Here is a 16,081-nt window from a genome sequence, read left to right on the forward strand (position 1 = left end):
TGCCTGACAGCACAGGGTGCAAAGGTTAATTTTCAACGGGTACTTGCACGCCCTGCTGGTCTTTTTCAGTTATCTGGCGGTTCTCGCATTGGTCACGCGCGCAGGAACCGTAGAAGATCAGCGAATGGTGCATTACGTTGAACTTCAGCATATCACCTACCATGTTCTGAATGTTCTGAACCCGGGGGTCACAGAACTCCATTACTTTATGACAGTCCGTACAGATGAGGTGATCATGCTGACGGTACCCGTATGACTTTTCGTACTGGGCCAGATTGCGGCCAAATTGATGCTTTGTAACCAGATCGCAGTCTACCAGAACGTCCAGCGTATTATATACCGTTGCCCGGCTGACACGGTACTTCTTGTTTTTCATCGAGATGTACAATTCGTCCACATCGAAGTGGTCCTGCCGATTATAGATCTCTTCCAGTATAGCAAATCGTTCGGGCGTTTTTCGCAGGCCTTTCCGTTCGAGATAAGCCGTAAAAATCGTCCGGGCCGATTCTAAGTTTGTTTGAGTGGGAGCAGACATAACGCAAAAATAGTGATGCGTGATGAGTTATGAGCGATGACTTGCAATTAAGTGAAACGAGACGCGCTCTTAACTCATCACTTTTTAAGAATCAAATCGTACAACCTCAAACACGCCCTGAACCCGTTCCAGTTTCCGCATCAGCGTTTCGAGATGAGCCGTATCGTTGACATACAGCCGAATGTTGCCCTCAAAGATACCATCTTTTGAGTCAATCGTTACCGAGCGCATGTTGATGTGCAATTCATTGCTGATCACCCGCGTTACGTCGTTGACCAGCCCAACCCGGTCGGTTCCCGTAATCCGCAGGCCAGCCAGAAATGCCAGCTCTTTCTGGGATGTCCACTTGGCTTTGATGATGCGATTGCCGTGGTTTGACATCAGCTCCACCGCATTGGGGCACGTAACACGGTGGATTTTAATGCCGTCGTTGATGGTCACAAAGCCGAATACGTCGTCGCCCGAAATCGGGTTGCAGCATTTCGAGAGGGTATAGTCGATCCGGTCCATATCCTCACCGATGAGGAGCATATCGGCATCGGCGCGTTCGCCGTGAATTTTTTTCAGCTCTTTAACGAATGCTTTCGCATCCGGCAGTGTATCGGTGTTGAGCTTATTGGCGCGGTTCTCTTTGGCTTCCTTATCCGCTTTAAACTTCTTAAGCTCCTGAACGTCAACGTGGCCTTTGCCAACCCGGTAGAAGAAATCATCAGCCGTTTTAGAGCCGAAGTAGGCACGTAGCTGATTGATCACCTCATTGGTCATTTCCAGCCGCAACACGCGCAGTTTCTTCGCCACCAGATCCCGACCGTCGGTCACGTACCGCTTGTTGTCTTCCTTAATTAAGTCCTTGATCTTGGTCTTCGCCTTCGAGGTCACCACAAAACGCAGCCAGTCTTCGCTCGGCTTCTGGCGGTTCGACGTAATCACTTCGACCTGATCGCCGTTCTGGAGCACGTGGCTCAGCGGCACCAGCGTGTTGTTCACCTTAGCCGCCATGCAGCGCGCGCCAATCTGCGTGTGAATGTCGAACGCAAAGTCGAGCGCTGTGGCTCCGCGCTGCAACACTTTCAGATCGCCTTTCGGGGTGAAGACAAAAACTTCTTCGCTGTACAGATTACTTCTAAAGTCATCAACGAACTCGATGGCGGCTTTTTTATCGCTGTTGCTGGCCGACTCGATCATGTCGCGTACCTGACTGATCCAAGCTTCAATGCCTGCACCGGTCTGGGTGTCATTGCCTTTGTATTTCCAGTGAGCCGCATACCCCTTTTCGGCAATTTCGTTCATCCGTTCGGTTCGGATCTGCACCTCAACCCACTGCCCCGACTTGCTCATCACCGTGGTGTGGAGCGACTCATAGCCGTTGGTACGCGGTGTACTGATCCAGTCTTTCAACCGGTCCGGATTAGGCTTATAATGATCCGTTACGATGGAGTAGGCTCGCCAGCAGGCCGCTTTTTCTTCTTCCGGCGCTACGTTCAGAATAATGCGAACGGCGAACAGATCATAAATTTCCTCGAAGGGCTTCTTCGATTTATTGAGTTTCGTCCAGATGGAGTAAATCGATTTCGGCCGCCCTTTTATTACGTATTTGATGCCGGTTTCGGCTAAATCAGCTTCGATTGGCTCAATAAACCGGCCGATAAACCGGTCGCGGGCTAATCGGGTCTCGCGCAGTTTCTTGGCAATATCCTTGTAGGCTTCGGGCTCGACATGCTTTAAATAAAGATCCTCTAACTCCGATTTTATGGTATACAAACCCAGCCGGTGGGCCAGAGGGGCGTAAATATAAATCGTCTCAGAAGCAATCTTCAGTTGCTTATCGCGGGGCATGGAGTCCAGCGTGCGCATGTTGTGCAGCCGATCGGCCAGCTTAATCAGAATAACGCGGACGTCATCGGATAAGGTAAGCAGCATCTTCCGGAAATTCTCGGCCTGCTGCGACGTACCGTATTCAAAGATGCCTGAAATCTTGGTTAGCCCATCAATGATCTTGGCCACTTTCGGACCAAACGCCCGGTCAATATCCTCGATGGTGGTATCGGTATCTTCGACTACGTCGTGGAGCAGGGCCGCTACGATGCTGGTTGGGCCCAAACCAATCTCTTCAACGGCAATCTGCGCAACGGCTAACGGGTGGTATATGTACGGTTCACCCGAGCGCCTACGCATATTTTTATGGGCTTCGGCCGAGGTGTTAAACGCCTTTTTAATCAGTTTGGCGTCATCCCCCTTGAGCATTGGCTTGGCCGCCCGTAACAATCGTCGGTAGCGTTTCAGGATTTCCTGACGTTCCAGTTCCAGGTCGATCACGGGTTCAGCCGCGTCAGCGGGCCGGCCGGGTCGACGGTCAATTGCATTCATCATGATTCGGCGTCTATAGGGGCAAGGGCCCTTCGGGTTGTACTCGTACTACCAAGATAACAAATTAATAACCGAAAGTAGACGAGATAAACGTTAAAAATAAAAGCTCGGTCCTGTTTCTTGGTGAATTAAATTCTTTTTGTACCTTTGCAGTCCCAAACGGCCAAAATCATTGATTCAGCCGAATATTTGGGGTGCAGCCGAGACGCTGTACTGGCCATAAGTTCCGCGGGCGTGGCGAAATTGGTAGACGTGCCAGACTTAGGATCTGGTGCCGCAAGGCATGGGGGTTCGAGTCCCTCCGCCCGTACAACGATTCAAAGAGCGAAAGAGTGAAGGAGTGAAAGAGCGTTGCTAAACAATCCACTCTTCATTCTTTCGCTCTTTCCCTATTTAAAACTGATACACCTGTGGATATTACGTTAGAAAAATCGAGCGAAACGAACGCGTCGCTGAAGATTACGCTGACTCCGGCCGACTACAAGCCCGAAGTAGATAAGAAACTGAAAGACTACGGTCGTAAAGTCCAGTTAAAGGGCTTTCGTCCGGGCCACGTACCGGCTTCACTGGTTCAGAAGATGTACGGCAAAAGCATTCTGGTTGACGAGATCAACTCGATGCTCAGCAAGACAGTTAGCCAGTATATCCGGGACAATAAATTACAGGTAGTTGGTGACCCAGTACCCGACCGTACGGAAGCTGACGCCATCGACTGGGATAACCAGACCGATTTTGCGTTTAGCTATACGCTGGGCCTGGCTTCTGAATTCGACATTGACTTTGCCGATCTGCCGAGCGTAACGCAGTACGAAATTCAGGCGGGCGAAGCGGAGATCAACAGCACCATTTCCGATCTGCAGCAACGCTTTCATACGCACAGCCACGGCGAAGAAGTCGGCGATGGTGACACGATCTATGGCGAATTAAAGCAGCTGAACGTTGCCGAAGGCGCTGAAGGTTTCTCGGCTAAGACGGCGTTTCCGATGAACCAGATGGCCGAAGAAGCCAAAGGTCAGTTCGTCGGTAAGAAAAAAGGAGAGGTTATTACGTTTGCGCTGGAGCAGGCGTTCCCCGATGAGAAAGCACGGGCCACGGCAACGGGCGTTAAGAAAGAAGAAGCGGCTGATCTGACGGGCGAGTTTACGTTTGAAATCGACGACATCACCCGTCACGAGCCAGCCGAACTGAATCAGGAGTTTTTCGACAAAGTGCTCGGCGCTGGTGCTGCTACCAACGAAGAAGAGTTCCGGACCAAAGTAGCCGAAATTATTCGCAGTAACTACGGCCGTGAATCAGCACAACTGCTGCGGTTAGACATCGAAAAAACCTTGCTCGACAGTACGCCGATCCTGCTGCCCGACGAGTTCCTGAAAAACTGGCTGCTCGAAGTAAACGAAGGTAAGTTCACGCCGGAGCAGGTTGAGGAGCAGTATGATGACTTTACGAAGTCGGTTAAGCTGCAGCTTATCAAAAATAAGATTGCCGAAAAAGCCGACATCAATGTCGAATTCGAGGAAGTGCTGGAAGTGACCCGCCAGATGGTTCGTGAGCAGTTCGGTTTCATGAGCGGTGAAAACGAGGAGATGAACCAGACCATTGATCGCATCGCCCGTAATTATCTGGTCGATGAGAAAAACAATGGTCAGAACTACACGAGTACGTTCAACCGGGTGTACGACGATAAAGTCATTGAATACGCGAAAACGCAGATTACCCTTGCCACCCAGGAGGTGTCGGTTGATGAGTTTAAAGCGCTGGTTGAGAATCGCTAGTACACGATACAGCTATGTAAGACGAAGGCCCGGTCATTGACCGGGCCTTCTTTCGTTTAAGGCGTTTTCGGACGCTACGTTACGTAGCCAGGGTTTATCTCCAGACCACGCTACTCACCGGAACATATCCGCGATAGCGTGTTTATAGTTCTCCAGAATAATTTTGCGTTTGAGTTTAAGCGTTGGGGTTAGCTCACCGCCCTGAACCGTCCATTCGGTCGGTAGCAGCTCAAATTTTTTGATTTGTTCGACGTGGTTGAAGACCTCATTGAAGCGGTTAACATCCGCCGAAATCAGCGCCCGTATTTGTTCGTCTTTGGTAACATCACTATCTCCCGGATACGGTTTATTCTCCTGGGCGTACCATTCCTGGACCAGCCGGAAGGCGGGCACAATGAGCGCTCCGACGAACTTCTGCCCTTCGCCAACGACCATAATCTGCTCGATCCACCGGCTTTCCACCATTTTGTTTTCGATAGGCTGGGGCGCTACGTACTTGCCGCCACTAGTTTTGAACAATTCCTTTTTTCGGTCGGTAATTTTTAAGAATTTTCCATCTACCAACGTACCAATGTCACCCGTACGCAGCCAGTCGCCCGTCATTACCTCCGCCGTCAGATCGGGGCGTTTATAGTAGCCCATCATTACATTCGGCCCTTTGCACAGAATTTCACCATCTTCGGCAAAGGACACCTCTACATCCTTAAGCAAGGGCCCAACAGTGCCAAACATCCGGTTTGCTTCACTGTAGCGGTTGCCGCTGATGATAGGCGACGCTTCTGTTAAGCCGTAGCCTTCCATAACGACAATCTGAGCTGCGCCAAAAAGACGTAACAACCGAACCTGACAGGCCGCTGCGCCGGTAATAATTGCCTTTACCTGGCCGCCCAGTGCTTCCCGCCATTTCGTAAATACGAGCCGATTGGCCATGGCCAGCTGCAGCCGATATCCTACCGTGGTTGGCGCATTGATCGTGTACTGTTCTCCTAACCGAATTGACCAATCGAACAGGCGTTTTTTGATACCGGTCAGTTCGGCTCCTTTTGCCAGAATGCCCTCGTATACTTTCTCCAGCAGGCGGGGTACCGTTGTGAAAACAGTTGGTTTTACCTCGCGTAGATTCTGGGCGATAACGTCCATGCTTTCGGCATAGTAGATCGACACTCCGCAATAGATGTAACAATACGTAGCCATCCGCTCGAACGCGTGGTTCAGGGGCAAAAAACTGATCGCCCGGTGGCCACGAACGCCTATTTCGTTGATGACCAGCGAACTGCTGAACATGTTGCTGAGAATATTACCATGCGATAGCATCACTCCCTTGGGCGTACCCGTAGTGCCGGACGTATATAGAATCGTAGCCAGATCGGCGGGGGCTACCGACTCACGGAGCGGCTGCAGCCGCTCCTGCTGGCCTGTATCCTCAACGAGCAGACTGCGCCAGTGGTTGGCAGTGGCAACATGCTCAAAGGTGAAGATGGTTCGCAGTGAGGGGACACTTTGGCTTATGCTCTGTACTTTTTGATGCAGTTCGGCTTCTCCGGCGAAGACCATTTTTATCGACGCGTCGTTCAGTATGAATTGAAGTTCAGTCGGGTTAATGGTTGGATAGATCGGTACAGAAACGGCACCAATCTGCTGAATAGCCAGATCGACCAGCATCCATTCGGGGCAGTTTTTGCTGATGATCGCTACCTTGTCCCGCCCTTCGACCGTACCATCGCTCCGTGAAATACCCTGGTTCAATAATCCGACGCTAAGCTGGTTCACCAGGCTAATGACTTCCTGCGTGCTGTATTTTTTCCAGTCGCCAGCTTCCTTAGCCGCCAGCATATCGGCTAACGGATAATTTGCCAATTGGTACGCGAGGCAATCAAATAATCGGGTTGGTTCGTTCATGTAGTACTAACAATTTGCTAAATACGTATGTAGATCCGTGCGGAAACGGCACAGAACAAAAACACGTCGGCGACGAAAATGTCCTGCCGACTGACAAGGCGTTTTCGTCGCCGATTCAATTAAAACGGGCAGCCCGACATTCGTGTTTTTACTTTTCGGACTGAATATACGCGGCCATAAAGCTCCGGCCCCAATTTTTTCTTTCCATCGGTCAATTGAATTCGAAACCAGCCGCAACCTTATCGGTTCTGTTCTCCAGCTTTCCCCTGGACGGGTTAACGGAAAAGTAAGGGCGCAAACTGATATCAGTTCTGCCGCCACGCCCGAAATGAGTGGCCGCCCGGCTCAATACCGCCCATTGACAATCCCGCTAACGCCCGGCTCTCTCGCTGATTCGAGACGTTGTAGTGTTTCTCGATATACGGAATAATATCCTGCGCAAAATCGCGGGCGAACGGGTCCTGGTCAGGTCCGACACCCATCGGCAAGTCTGTACCCGGTGCGCCCCGATGATAAGAACCCGCATGTGTTTGCTGATATACTCTAGAATTGAACGTCTATATCGTTCTCTACCCACTTGCAAAAAGATAGAAAGATGCGGATAAAATCTAATCGTATTTTCTTACTTTCTGATAAGTAGGACTTATCAGCGCTTATGGAATTGCGTCAGTTTCGCTGTTTCGTCGAGATTGATCAGGAGCTCCACTACCAAAAAGCGGCTAGTCAGCTGTTTATCTCACAGCCCGCTTTAAGCCAGCAGATTCAACTTCTGAAAAATGAGTTGGGGGTCGATTTATTCGTTCGCAGCCACCGGACCATCCAGCGCAAGGTGGAACTGACAGAAGCCGGTTAGGAAATCCGGTTCACGAAGCGGTGGAAGCCCTTTGCCAACAGACGGGTTCGAACGTACCATCAATAGGAGGTGAGTTCGCTCGAACTGTTATCCGATTTTGTGCAGGCGGGCAGGGGGATAGCGCTTATTCCTTCTCACTTTGACGTAACGCAGCGCGACGGGGTTATCGCAAAACCACTCGTTACCAGCCAGCACAACGCGTATCCTGAATTGAATCTTCAGCAGGTGGTCGCGTTTCTGGCCGGAAACACGTCGCCAGCGGTAGGCGCGTTACGGCAACGCGTTTCGTCGCTTCCGTAACAGCTGCTGCCGCTGGCGTTATACTACCTGATCGACGCGTAAATCCGGGCTCGAACTTACACCTGTCTTTTGTCTTTACTGGTACTGAATGTACATAGGCGTTGGCGTGAGTGCCAGCACCTCCGACGGGGTCATGATACGTGAGCCCGGTTTGCGGAAATCGTTATCGTAGAACAACTTAAAGCCGGTGTACTGAACGGGCTCTTTCTGAATATAGTCGTGGTACGAATCTTTCTTTAATACCGGCGGTCCCCAGCCGTCCATGTTCATAACGATCTGAACGTTCGGGTCGAGCTTGATATTTTTGTAATTTTTAACCATGCCCTGCGTAAAGCGGTGAACTACCAAAACCTTGGGCGGCAGCTTGTTTTCCCGAACGACGCGGCTTAGGAACGCGACCGTCTGATTGATATCGGCGGCATCGTAACTACCGATTTTCGTGCCGGGCCGGGCCCCGGTTACCATCGAGAATTCAGGATCGATACCGAGGTGAACGAACGGAAGTTTAAGGTATTTTTCCATATAGGCCAGTTCCGGGCCCAGCGGTGCGTGTCCCCGCTGAATGTCGAGGAACACGATGGCTTTGTGTTCGTTACCCCATTTGATGATCTTTTTGATGGTTTTATCAGACATCCGCATGCGGTAGCCCCCATCTTTACCGGGCGCGCCCTGGGCTGAGGTAGCGACCAGGTGCAGCGCGGGCTGAACGGGGGTTTTGGGATCGGCTTTTTCCCAGTTCTTAATTTCTTCGTCTAACCGACGTAGCATATCCTCTTTAGGGTATTTACCCAGAATACCCATTTTTTTGGAGTGCGGGTTACCGTAATAGGCGAAGATGCGCTTTTTGGGGAGAATCGCTTCGGTAGGGGCATACGTCAGCGAGTCGAGGGTTGAATCGCCGGTGCTTACGGTTCGGGTTGAAGTAAGGGCCGGAGTTTCCGAAGAATCGGTTTTGGCGGAAGCCTCCGCAGATGTGGCCGAACTGGGCTCGGCTGATGCTTCGGTAGTGAGCTTACCGTTTTTTGACGTACTCTCTTGTTTCGATTCTGTTGACGAACAGCCGGTGAGCTGACTCAGGGCCAATAGGGAGACAACGGCCAATGACAAACGCATACTGTAGGGATGAAAAGGTTAATTCACAAAAAAAGGGTTAAACTCCGTGATGAAGGAGCGTTAACCCTACGGTGCAAGTATAGAATGTTACGTTGTCTTTTCAAAACGCTAATTCGCCCAGCCCCTGACGAATGATCGAAAATTCGTCGTTGGTGGCATCGACGATTGTTGAGGGGACATTGCCGCCATATCCGCCGTCGATCACGATATCGACCTGATGCTGAAACTTCTCAAAAATCAGTTCGGGGTCAGTTGAATACTCAATTACCTCATCCTCATCGCGAATCGACGTCGTAATAATGGGGTTGCCAAGTTCGTGCACGATCTGCCGGGGAATATCGTGGTCGGGTACGCGGATACCGACCGTTTTTTTGCTGGTATTCAAAAGCCTGGGTACGTTGCCGCTGGCTTCAAGCAGGAACGTATACGGACCCGGCAACACCTTTTTCATGAGCTTGAATGCCTGGTTGCCGACCCTGGCGTAGTCGGCGATATGGCTCAGGTCATAACAGATAAACGAAAAGTCGTTTTTGGTGGGTTTAATTCCTTTTATACGAGCCACTCGCTCAACCGCACGCGTGTTGTGGATGTCACAGCCCATTCCGTAGATCGTATCGGTTGGATAGATAATGACGGCTCCGTCCCGAAGCGCCCGCACAACGTGCTCAATTCGACGGGGGTCGGGGTTTTTAGGGTATAATTTGATGAATTCGGCAGGCATGGCGACGAAAGTTTACCGACGTTAGGTCGTACAAACGTCTAACTATAAACTGTGTCGGGTGTTTTAAATGAGCCTGGCCGGTGATTAAAGCGGCTGGCGGATACGGCTCAGCTTTAGGTATCGGCGATAGAGGCCGTTGACTGGGGGGCGAACGTAGCTTAAGGCCAGAATGACGTTCGTGACCAGGTCCGATTGTTCGATGTGCTGGAGAAGCTGGCCGAATTTCAGGGCCAGATCGAACTGCTCAGCGTAGAAGGCTTTCCGGATAAATGTACGAATGCGTCTGGCCAGAGCTTTGTACTCGGCTGGGGTAGTGCACCGCTCAAAGGCTTTCTGACAAACGACCAGCGTAGAACTCAACAACGTATTGTCGGGCAGCACCACCTGGGTCGACAGTGAATTCGCCAACCGTCGTTTAAGGGTTAAAACTTCATCCAGATAGGCGTAATGATAGAGCCGGGAAGAGCGAACCCAAAAGTCAAAATCTTCGTAAGCCAGCGTTTCGTCGTAGCCACCTAGTTCATTCAGGACGTCCCGGCGCATCATCATGGTCGGCGTGCAAATGAAATAAGAGGTTAAAACTGGCTGGAAAACATCGCCCGACGGCACCTTGCAGCGAGCCCGTCCCCGGCTATCGACTTCATAATGCACCGCCGTTTGCTGGTTGTGCTCATCAATATAGGCGGCATTTGAAAACACGACGGCATAGGGACCCGATAAGCGCTCAAACAAAGCCACCTGTTTCTCAATGCGGCCCGGCAGCAATACGTCGTCGGCCGCCAGGTCAATCACGTACCGACCGCTGGCAAAGGCTAATCCCTGGTTGAAGGCTTTGTTCAGGCCTACGTTAACCGGATTCTGAATGAATTGAACGGATGGATGCTGTTGGATAAACTCGGCGATGGTCCGGGCCGACTGGTCCTGGCTGCCATTGTCGATCACAATAAGTTCGACGTTGGGGTAATCCTGCTCGACGACCGACTGAAGGGCCTGCGGGACGTAACGTTCATGGTTGTAACACGTACAAATAACGCTCACCCAGGGTTTGATCCCATTGAGGTAGGGACTCATCGGAAGTGGATTCGACTGACCAGTAACGGAAACCATGCGGTAAGACATTGCTCCTGTCGGAACAGGAAGCCAAAAGGCCTGTGGGTTAGTTGTACACCCAAAATTACAAACTGGTTGTTACCGAATTGACTGGTTTTTGAGCAAACGGAAAAAAGCTATTCAACAAACTGTATACAATATGAAGTTGGCACGGTTTTTACCCATTACTAGTCAAACGCAGTCTGACCCGTGCCTGGCACGATACGTTCGTCAGGCTGTGCATACTACATTTATGGGTTAGGGTTTGCAAACGCCACTTCAGGTCTTGGAGGTGGCGTTTGTTGTTTTCTTTGGCTCGCGTGGGTGCTTTTTCCCTTCCAGATCGTACAGCGCGACGTTCATCTCGAACCCCATAATGAGCAGTAGGGCAATCAGATTGATCCAAATCATCAGGGCGATGAGCGTACCAATGGACCCGTATACCTTGTTGTAGGAGCCGAAGTTGGACACGTAATACGAGAAACCCAGCGTGGTTAAAACGATTAGTAGGGAGGAAATGACCGAACCGGGGGTTACAAACGCCCACTTCATATCCACATCGGGGCCGTACTTGTAAATGACAGAAACTGCCGCGACGAATACCGCAAACACGAGGAGATAACGAGCAACGGCCAGCAGGTTAACAAACACGACATTGTTCAGAATGCCAAAGTGCAACAGATAGTCACTGACAACTCCGCCAATAATCAGGACGACCACGGCCAGGATCAGGGCAAAGGCCAGGGTGATTGTCAGCGCAATGGCAATGCCGCGAATCTTAAAGAAACCCCGGCGGTCGGCCGACTCGTGGCTGGAGTTGAACGCGTTCATCAGGGCAACCAGGCCGCTCGTGGCTGAATATAAGGCCAGCAAAAAGCCAAACGACAGCACCCCCCCCCTCGGCCGACTGATAATATCCCGGATGGTTGTGTCTACGGAACTGAACGTATCGCCGGGGAGTGCACGCCGGAAAAACCCCATGATCTGATCCTGAAGGTGATCGATCGGGAAATAGGGAATCAGGGTGAACAGGAAAATCACCGTCGGGAAAACGGCCAGAATCAGGCTGTAGGAGACCGAAGCCGCCCGTTCGCTGGTGTCGTTCTCGGCGAATTTATCGATTACGTCGTTCAGAAAATGATACCAGCTTTTCTGGGTACTGAATGCGTTATGGGTAAGCAGCCACGCACGAACGTTACGCATCGCACCGAAGCTCATGAGTTTTTCGAACATAGCCTATCCGGGTCAGTGTAGTAGTAGGTTAGACAAGCCGCCAGTCAATCTGGTTGTTTAGCAACTTAATTGGTGGCCATCCAGCTGATTTTCTAACCTATGAGTTAAAAAAAGGTTTGGCCGCTGCCACCAGGTCATCGGGTGCTGAGCAGGGGCGCCCCGTGTCGGATCGCAGAAAAACCAGCGTCGTCTGTCCTGTATTCAGCAGCTGACCGTCCTGATTAAAAATCTCGTAGGAAAACATGAACCGGGTTTTGGGAAGCTGCGGAATCGTAACCCGAATCGTGAGCAGGTCATCGTACTTAGCCGGACGAATGAACCGCGAGGTCAGATCATAAACCGGCATTGAAATGCCGCGCTCTTCCAGGTCTTTATAATTTATGCCCAGGTGCCGAATGGCTTCTACCCGGCCAATCTCATAGAAACGGGCATAGTTGCCGTAATACACAATGCCCATCTGGTCGGTATCGTAGTACCGAACCCGAATATTTGTTACGTCGTAAGTCAGCATACCAAGGGGAGCGAGGAGTAAGGGAAGAAAGAGAGATAGTCCACTATGCCTCTTGTCCTGTTTCTCCGCTTACTCCTTTTATTTCATAATCTTCATACGAGTGAGGGCCTGTTGGTACAGGCGCGCGTTGGCCAAGTGCTCCGACAGCGTTTTCGAGAACGTATGGTAGCCGTTGAAACTGGCATTGACCACGAAATACAGGTAATCGTGTTGCTCGGCGTTCAGCACTGCATCGATCGTTGCCGGGGCGGGCAGGTTGATCGGACCCGGTGGTAAACCGGCGTACCGATACGTATTGTAGGGGGAATCGACCGTCAGTTGCTTGTTTAACAGACGCCGGATGCTGAAGTCGCGCAGAGCAAAGATGACCGTTGGATCCGCTTCGAGTTTAATACCTTGTTTCAGGCGATTCAGGTAAACGCCCGCCACGCGCGGCTGCTCGTCGCGTTTGTTGGTTTCGGCAGCCACAATCGACGCCAGCACCTGCGCCTGCGTTTGGCTCAAGCCGAGTGCTTTGGCTTTAGCCTGACGTTCGGGGGTCCAGAACTTTTTGTATTCTTTACCCATCCGCTCCAGGAATGCTTCAGGCTTGATTGTCCAGAAAAACTCATACGTATTGGGCAGAAAGAGGCAGACGATCGTGGTAGTATCGAAGCCAAACGACTGGCAGGTTGCCGGATCGTTCAGCAGTTTACCCAGAGCCTCGGGGCCAAATTCAAACTTACTGCCCAGTCGCTGGATGAGGTCGCTTTTCTGGCGGATGTTGTTGAACGTAACGGGCATGGCATCCTGACTGCCGCTCCGTAGTTTAACCAGCGCTTCGCGGTTGCCCATCCGCGGCCGAATCTCATAACGCCCTTCTTTTACCCGCTCCGGGTACTTCATCATCTTGGCCAGAAACCGGAACGACAGCTCATCGTTGATGACCTTATGGGTTTTCAACGTATCCATCACCGACTCAAACGTAGAGCCTTTCGGAATAAGTAAAGCAAAGGTTTCATCACCGTCTCTGACCTGGAGGTTTGGACTTTTAAAAACCTGCCAGAAATAGAAGGTGAACGTAGTGAGCAGGATGGATACGGTGAGAAAGAGGCCAATTTTAAGGTTACGCGACATAGCAATGGATCAGTTACGATTTCAGAATGGCAGCGCTGGTTTCAGGCGTGGGCAACGATTTCGGTACGATTTTGGATAGGTGAACTGTAACCGTAAACCAAAGCCTGCATTCTGGAATCAGCGCGCAAATTTACGGCAAATCATAACCAATTAATCTACCCAAAATGAAGTACACCGCATCAATTTTACTTATCCTGGTGCTGATCAGCTCCTGCCGATCCCGGGTTGAGAACCCACGAGCAATGAATCCGGCCGCAGCCGCGCGCCAGAAAGCGATCGACGAGATCCGGGAAGCGGATTATAATTTTAGCGTACTCTCCGAAAAACAAGGCATGGCGAAGGCATTTACGACCTACGCAGCCGACGATGCGATAAAACTGAACGATGGAGCACCCCCGGCGATTGGCTTTGATTCGTTGCGGGCACAAATGGCTCGTATGCCGCGCGATGGGGCAATACTGACCTGGCAACCGCTTAAAGCCGATGCGGCTCTTTCGGGAGAACTGGGTTATACATTCGGGCAGTGGATGCTGACGAACCGCGACGAAGCGGGCAAACGCTCGACGCAATACGGTACGTATGTGACCGTCTGGAAACGCCAGCGCAACGGCCAGTGGCGCTTTGTGATCGAGGGCGGCAACGAAACCCCCGAACCGAAATAAGCACCCGTGAATTTGAGTCGGGGGTAATCTAGTCTCAAATGAGCGACGTTTGTCATCCCGGCGGCCCGGTCCTGGCGTCGTGATGACAAACGTCACGCGGAAGAATCCTAAATAACTCCATTAACAGCCCTGGTAGAATCGGGCAGACTGTAGAGTGGAGTCAGCGTTGATTAGGGTTTGATGACAAACGCTTTCAGTTCGGCCATTTTACCATCGCGGAATCGCCATACGTCGCAGTATAGATAGTCGGCGGCTTCTCCGTTTTCATCTTTCAGGCTGACATGGCCAAGCGCGGTAACGAAATCACCCTCAGCTATTAAGGTTTCGACCCTGAATTTTGGCGGCTCAACGTACGCTGTTGCCATCCACTGTCGAACCGCTTTCTTGCCGTCCAGGGTTATATCGCCGACAAATACCCATTTCGTGTCCTCGGTGCAATAAGCCAGAAACCCCTCATTGTCGCCCTTTGTGATAGCCGCGTTCGCCTTTTCTAAAATTGCTTTATTCGTCTCGGTCATTCTTCGAAGATTGACTGTAGTTGGTTGATCATATTAGGTAGAAATGTGTCCTTAATGACCTAGACGATGGAATAACCTATACCAAAATAGTCATGAACAATCCGGTTCCTAAACCCACGAATGCGATACCAATCTATGTCGGGGAGTTTATCTTTGAATTCTTCCGGAAGACGATTAGCCGCTTCACCGATAATCTCGAAGTTCCGAATCACAGCATCTATAGTCTTATCGTCTCGAATAAACTCCTCAAAACTTAGCTCGGCAGTGTAATCGAGGATTTTGTGGGCGCTATCGAGAATGTCCTCAACCAAGAGCTTTGAGTCCCGTTTAGACATATACTATCTCCTGTTCTATATTTTTAAAGTACTTATCTTTCATGCCATTTCGAGATACTAGGTCAACCTTTTTATTGAGCCGCTGCTCCATATAATTGGCCAAGTCAATAAACTCAACCCCTACAGGCTGGTTGAAGTCGACAATAATGTCGATGTCGCTGGAAGGAGAGAAGTCGTCACGAACCACCGAACCAAACAGGCCTAGCGTTTGTACGTGATACTTCTCGGCTAGTTCAGGTTTGAGTTGCTCCAGCACTCGCATTACCTCAGTGAGTTGTCTCATTGCTCAAATTTTGGAAAGTTTGCGTAGCCAAATTGCTCATAACGTTTTGCGGCTTTGCGTTGTGGGGGATTTTTAGCACTCATGTTCATACGAATCACAAATGTTGAACCTTGCACAGACGTTTCATCGAAGCGAGTCAGCCCCCATAACGCAAAGCCGCTGTTAGCGGTTTGGGCAGTGATCAGTTGTTACTTGCCAAGTTTGTTCTAAAGTAATCCAATAATCTCGTTTTAAATTTTGCTTCTCGTTCTTCAATGTCCACTTGAACCCAATCGTTTTTTGGATAGTTTGAAAGTTCTAATACTGTCGCAATACTTGAAACTTTATATTTCTGTTTCTTCACTCCAAAATAGCCATTGCCTGCTTGTATGTTTAGTTTTTTCTCAAAAACTGTCTTGTTGCCAAATCTGTCTAAGTACAATGCCGCATCATCGTTAGACCAACCGTTATAGTTTGTGTCTTGCCATTTTTTAGGGAAAATGTGTTCAATGTCAAACGTGCTTGGAATTAGGTCAGTTTGTTGTGGATTTAGATAAGCATACAACAAAAGCAAAGCCCTTGAAATTCGTGAAGAAGAATGTCCGTCGATTTGTTGGCTTAATAAATCTTCATTTAGGGTGAATTTGTATTGGTGATCCTTACTTGTGTTTAGAGAGATACAAGCACTATAAATGTCATCTTTGATAGCGTTTACAGACGGTTGCTCTATAAACTTAGCAAACAAAAACGCGATTAGTTTTTGCAACATATTCTCAAAGTCAGATTCAAAAGTTT

General features: G+C 50.3%; 17 protein-coding genes, 1 tRNA gene and 1 pseudogene. 5 read left to right on the plus strand and 14 right to left on the minus strand.

Translation table 11 applies throughout. From position 1 onward, the window contains the following. Nucleotides 1-25: 25 nt before the first annotated feature. Both ACYVBJ_RS08610 and ACYVBJ_RS08615 read right to left on the minus strand, forming a co-directional pair. Nucleotides 26-535: a Fur family transcriptional regulator gene (locus tag ACYVBJ_RS08610; RefSeq protein ID WP_460981881.1), complete on the minus strand. Its 510-nt coding sequence runs from the start codon at nucleotides 533-535 to the stop codon at nucleotides 26-28. 84 nt (nucleotides 536-619) lie between these two features. Then, nucleotides 620-2,905 carry a RelA/SpoT family protein gene (locus ACYVBJ_RS08615; RefSeq protein WP_460981882.1) on the minus strand — a complete coding sequence of 762 codons (2,286 nt, stop codon included), beginning with the start codon at nucleotides 2,903-2,905 and terminating at the stop codon, nucleotides 620-622. A 225-nt stretch (nucleotides 2,906-3,130) separates the two neighbouring features. On the opposite strand from ACYVBJ_RS08615, the gene ACYVBJ_RS08620 reads away from it, so the two are divergent. Both ACYVBJ_RS08620 and tig read left to right on the plus strand, forming a co-directional pair. After that, nucleotides 3,131-3,212, plus strand: a tRNA-Leu gene (locus ACYVBJ_RS08620). Between the two features lie 100 nt (nucleotides 3,213-3,312). After that, complete coding sequence (tig, locus tag ACYVBJ_RS08625) at nucleotides 3,313-4,674, plus strand: trigger factor (protein WP_460981883.1); 1,362 nt, start codon at nucleotides 3,313-3,315, stop codon at nucleotides 4,672-4,674. A 114-nt stretch (nucleotides 4,675-4,788) separates the two neighbouring features. Here the strand turns inward: tig and ACYVBJ_RS08630 are convergent, their stop codons facing one another. Then, entirely contained in the window at nucleotides 4,789-6,573 is a 1,785-nt protein-coding gene (locus ACYVBJ_RS08630) for an AMP-dependent synthetase/ligase (RefSeq protein WP_460981884.1), read from the minus strand. 305 nt (nucleotides 6,574-6,878) lie between these two features. Continuing rightward, nucleotides 6,879-7,082 (minus strand): annotated as a pseudogene (locus ACYVBJ_RS08635) (hypothetical protein); the annotation flags it as partial. 146 nt (nucleotides 7,083-7,228) lie between these two features. Here ACYVBJ_RS08635 and ACYVBJ_RS08640 point away from each other — a divergent pair. Together ACYVBJ_RS08640 and ACYVBJ_RS08645 are read left to right on the plus strand one after the other, a co-directional pair. Beyond that, a complete protein-coding gene (locus ACYVBJ_RS08640; RefSeq protein ID WP_460981885.1) occupies nucleotides 7,229-7,426 on the plus strand; it encodes a LysR family transcriptional regulator in 198 nt (65 codons plus the stop codon). A gap of 69 nt (nucleotides 7,427-7,495) precedes the next feature. After that, complete coding sequence (locus ACYVBJ_RS08645; RefSeq protein WP_460981886.1) at nucleotides 7,496-7,726, plus strand: hypothetical protein; 231 nt, start codon at nucleotides 7,496-7,498, stop codon at nucleotides 7,724-7,726. A 75-nt stretch (nucleotides 7,727-7,801) separates the two neighbouring features. Here ACYVBJ_RS08645 and ACYVBJ_RS08650 read toward each other — a convergent pair whose 3' ends face one another. From ACYVBJ_RS08650 to mltG, 6 genes are all read right to left on the minus strand, one after another. Then, a complete protein-coding gene (locus ACYVBJ_RS08650; RefSeq protein ID WP_460981887.1) occupies nucleotides 7,802-8,839 on the minus strand; it encodes a hypothetical protein in 1,038 nt (345 codons plus the stop codon). 100 nt (nucleotides 8,840-8,939) lie between these two features. Further along, a complete protein-coding gene (locus ACYVBJ_RS08655) occupies nucleotides 8,940-9,560 on the minus strand; it encodes an L-threonylcarbamoyladenylate synthase (RefSeq protein ID WP_460981888.1) in 621 nt (206 codons plus the stop codon). Between the two features lie 84 nt (nucleotides 9,561-9,644). Further along, entirely contained in the window at nucleotides 9,645-10,679 is a 1,035-nt protein-coding gene (locus ACYVBJ_RS08660; RefSeq protein WP_460981889.1) for a glycosyltransferase family 2 protein, read from the minus strand. Between the two features lie 249 nt (nucleotides 10,680-10,928). After that, nucleotides 10,929-11,882 carry a YihY/virulence factor BrkB family protein gene (locus tag ACYVBJ_RS08665; RefSeq protein WP_460981890.1) on the minus strand — a complete coding sequence of 318 codons (954 nt, stop codon included), beginning with the start codon at nucleotides 11,880-11,882 and terminating at the stop codon, nucleotides 10,929-10,931. Nucleotides 11,883-11,979: 97 nt separating this feature from the next. Next, entirely contained in the window at nucleotides 11,980-12,393 is a 414-nt protein-coding gene (locus tag ACYVBJ_RS08670) for an acyl-CoA thioesterase (protein WP_460981891.1), read from the minus strand. 78 nt (nucleotides 12,394-12,471) lie between these two features. Beyond that, nucleotides 12,472-13,509: an endolytic transglycosylase MltG gene (mltG, locus tag ACYVBJ_RS08675; RefSeq protein WP_460981892.1), complete on the minus strand. Its 1,038-nt coding sequence runs from the start codon at nucleotides 13,507-13,509 to the stop codon at nucleotides 12,472-12,474. Between the two features lie 164 nt (nucleotides 13,510-13,673). Here mltG and ACYVBJ_RS08680 point away from each other — a divergent pair, with 164 nt between their 5' ends. Next, on the plus strand, nucleotides 13,674-14,171 hold the full coding sequence (locus tag ACYVBJ_RS08680) for a YybH family protein (protein ID WP_460981893.1): 498 nt from the start codon (nucleotides 13,674-13,676) through the stop codon (nucleotides 14,169-14,171). A gap of 170 nt (nucleotides 14,172-14,341) precedes the next feature. On the opposite strand, the gene ACYVBJ_RS08685 is transcribed toward ACYVBJ_RS08680, so the two are convergent. From ACYVBJ_RS08685 to ACYVBJ_RS08700, 4 genes are all read right to left on the minus strand, one after another. Further along, nucleotides 14,342-14,689, minus strand: a complete 348-nt coding sequence (locus ACYVBJ_RS08685) for a nuclear transport factor 2 family protein (RefSeq protein WP_460981894.1) — start codon at nucleotides 14,687-14,689, stop codon at nucleotides 14,342-14,344. 59 nt (nucleotides 14,690-14,748) lie between these two features. Next, complete coding sequence (locus ACYVBJ_RS08690) at nucleotides 14,749-15,024, minus strand: HepT-like ribonuclease domain-containing protein (RefSeq protein WP_460981895.1); 276 nt, start codon at nucleotides 15,022-15,024, stop codon at nucleotides 14,749-14,751. Further along, complete coding sequence (locus ACYVBJ_RS08695; RefSeq protein ID WP_460981896.1) at nucleotides 15,017-15,307, minus strand: nucleotidyltransferase family protein; 291 nt, start codon at nucleotides 15,305-15,307, stop codon at nucleotides 15,017-15,019. Before ACYVBJ_RS08695 ends, ACYVBJ_RS08690 begins: the two co-directional genes overlap by 8 nt. Nucleotides 15,308-15,488: 181 nt before the next feature. After that, complete coding sequence (locus ACYVBJ_RS08700) at nucleotides 15,489-16,055, minus strand: HNH endonuclease family protein (protein ID WP_460981897.1); 567 nt, start codon at nucleotides 16,053-16,055, stop codon at nucleotides 15,489-15,491. Between the last annotated feature and the right edge of the window lie 26 nt (nucleotides 16,056-16,081).

The sequence above is a fragment of the Spirosoma fluminis genome, assembly GCF_054778895.1.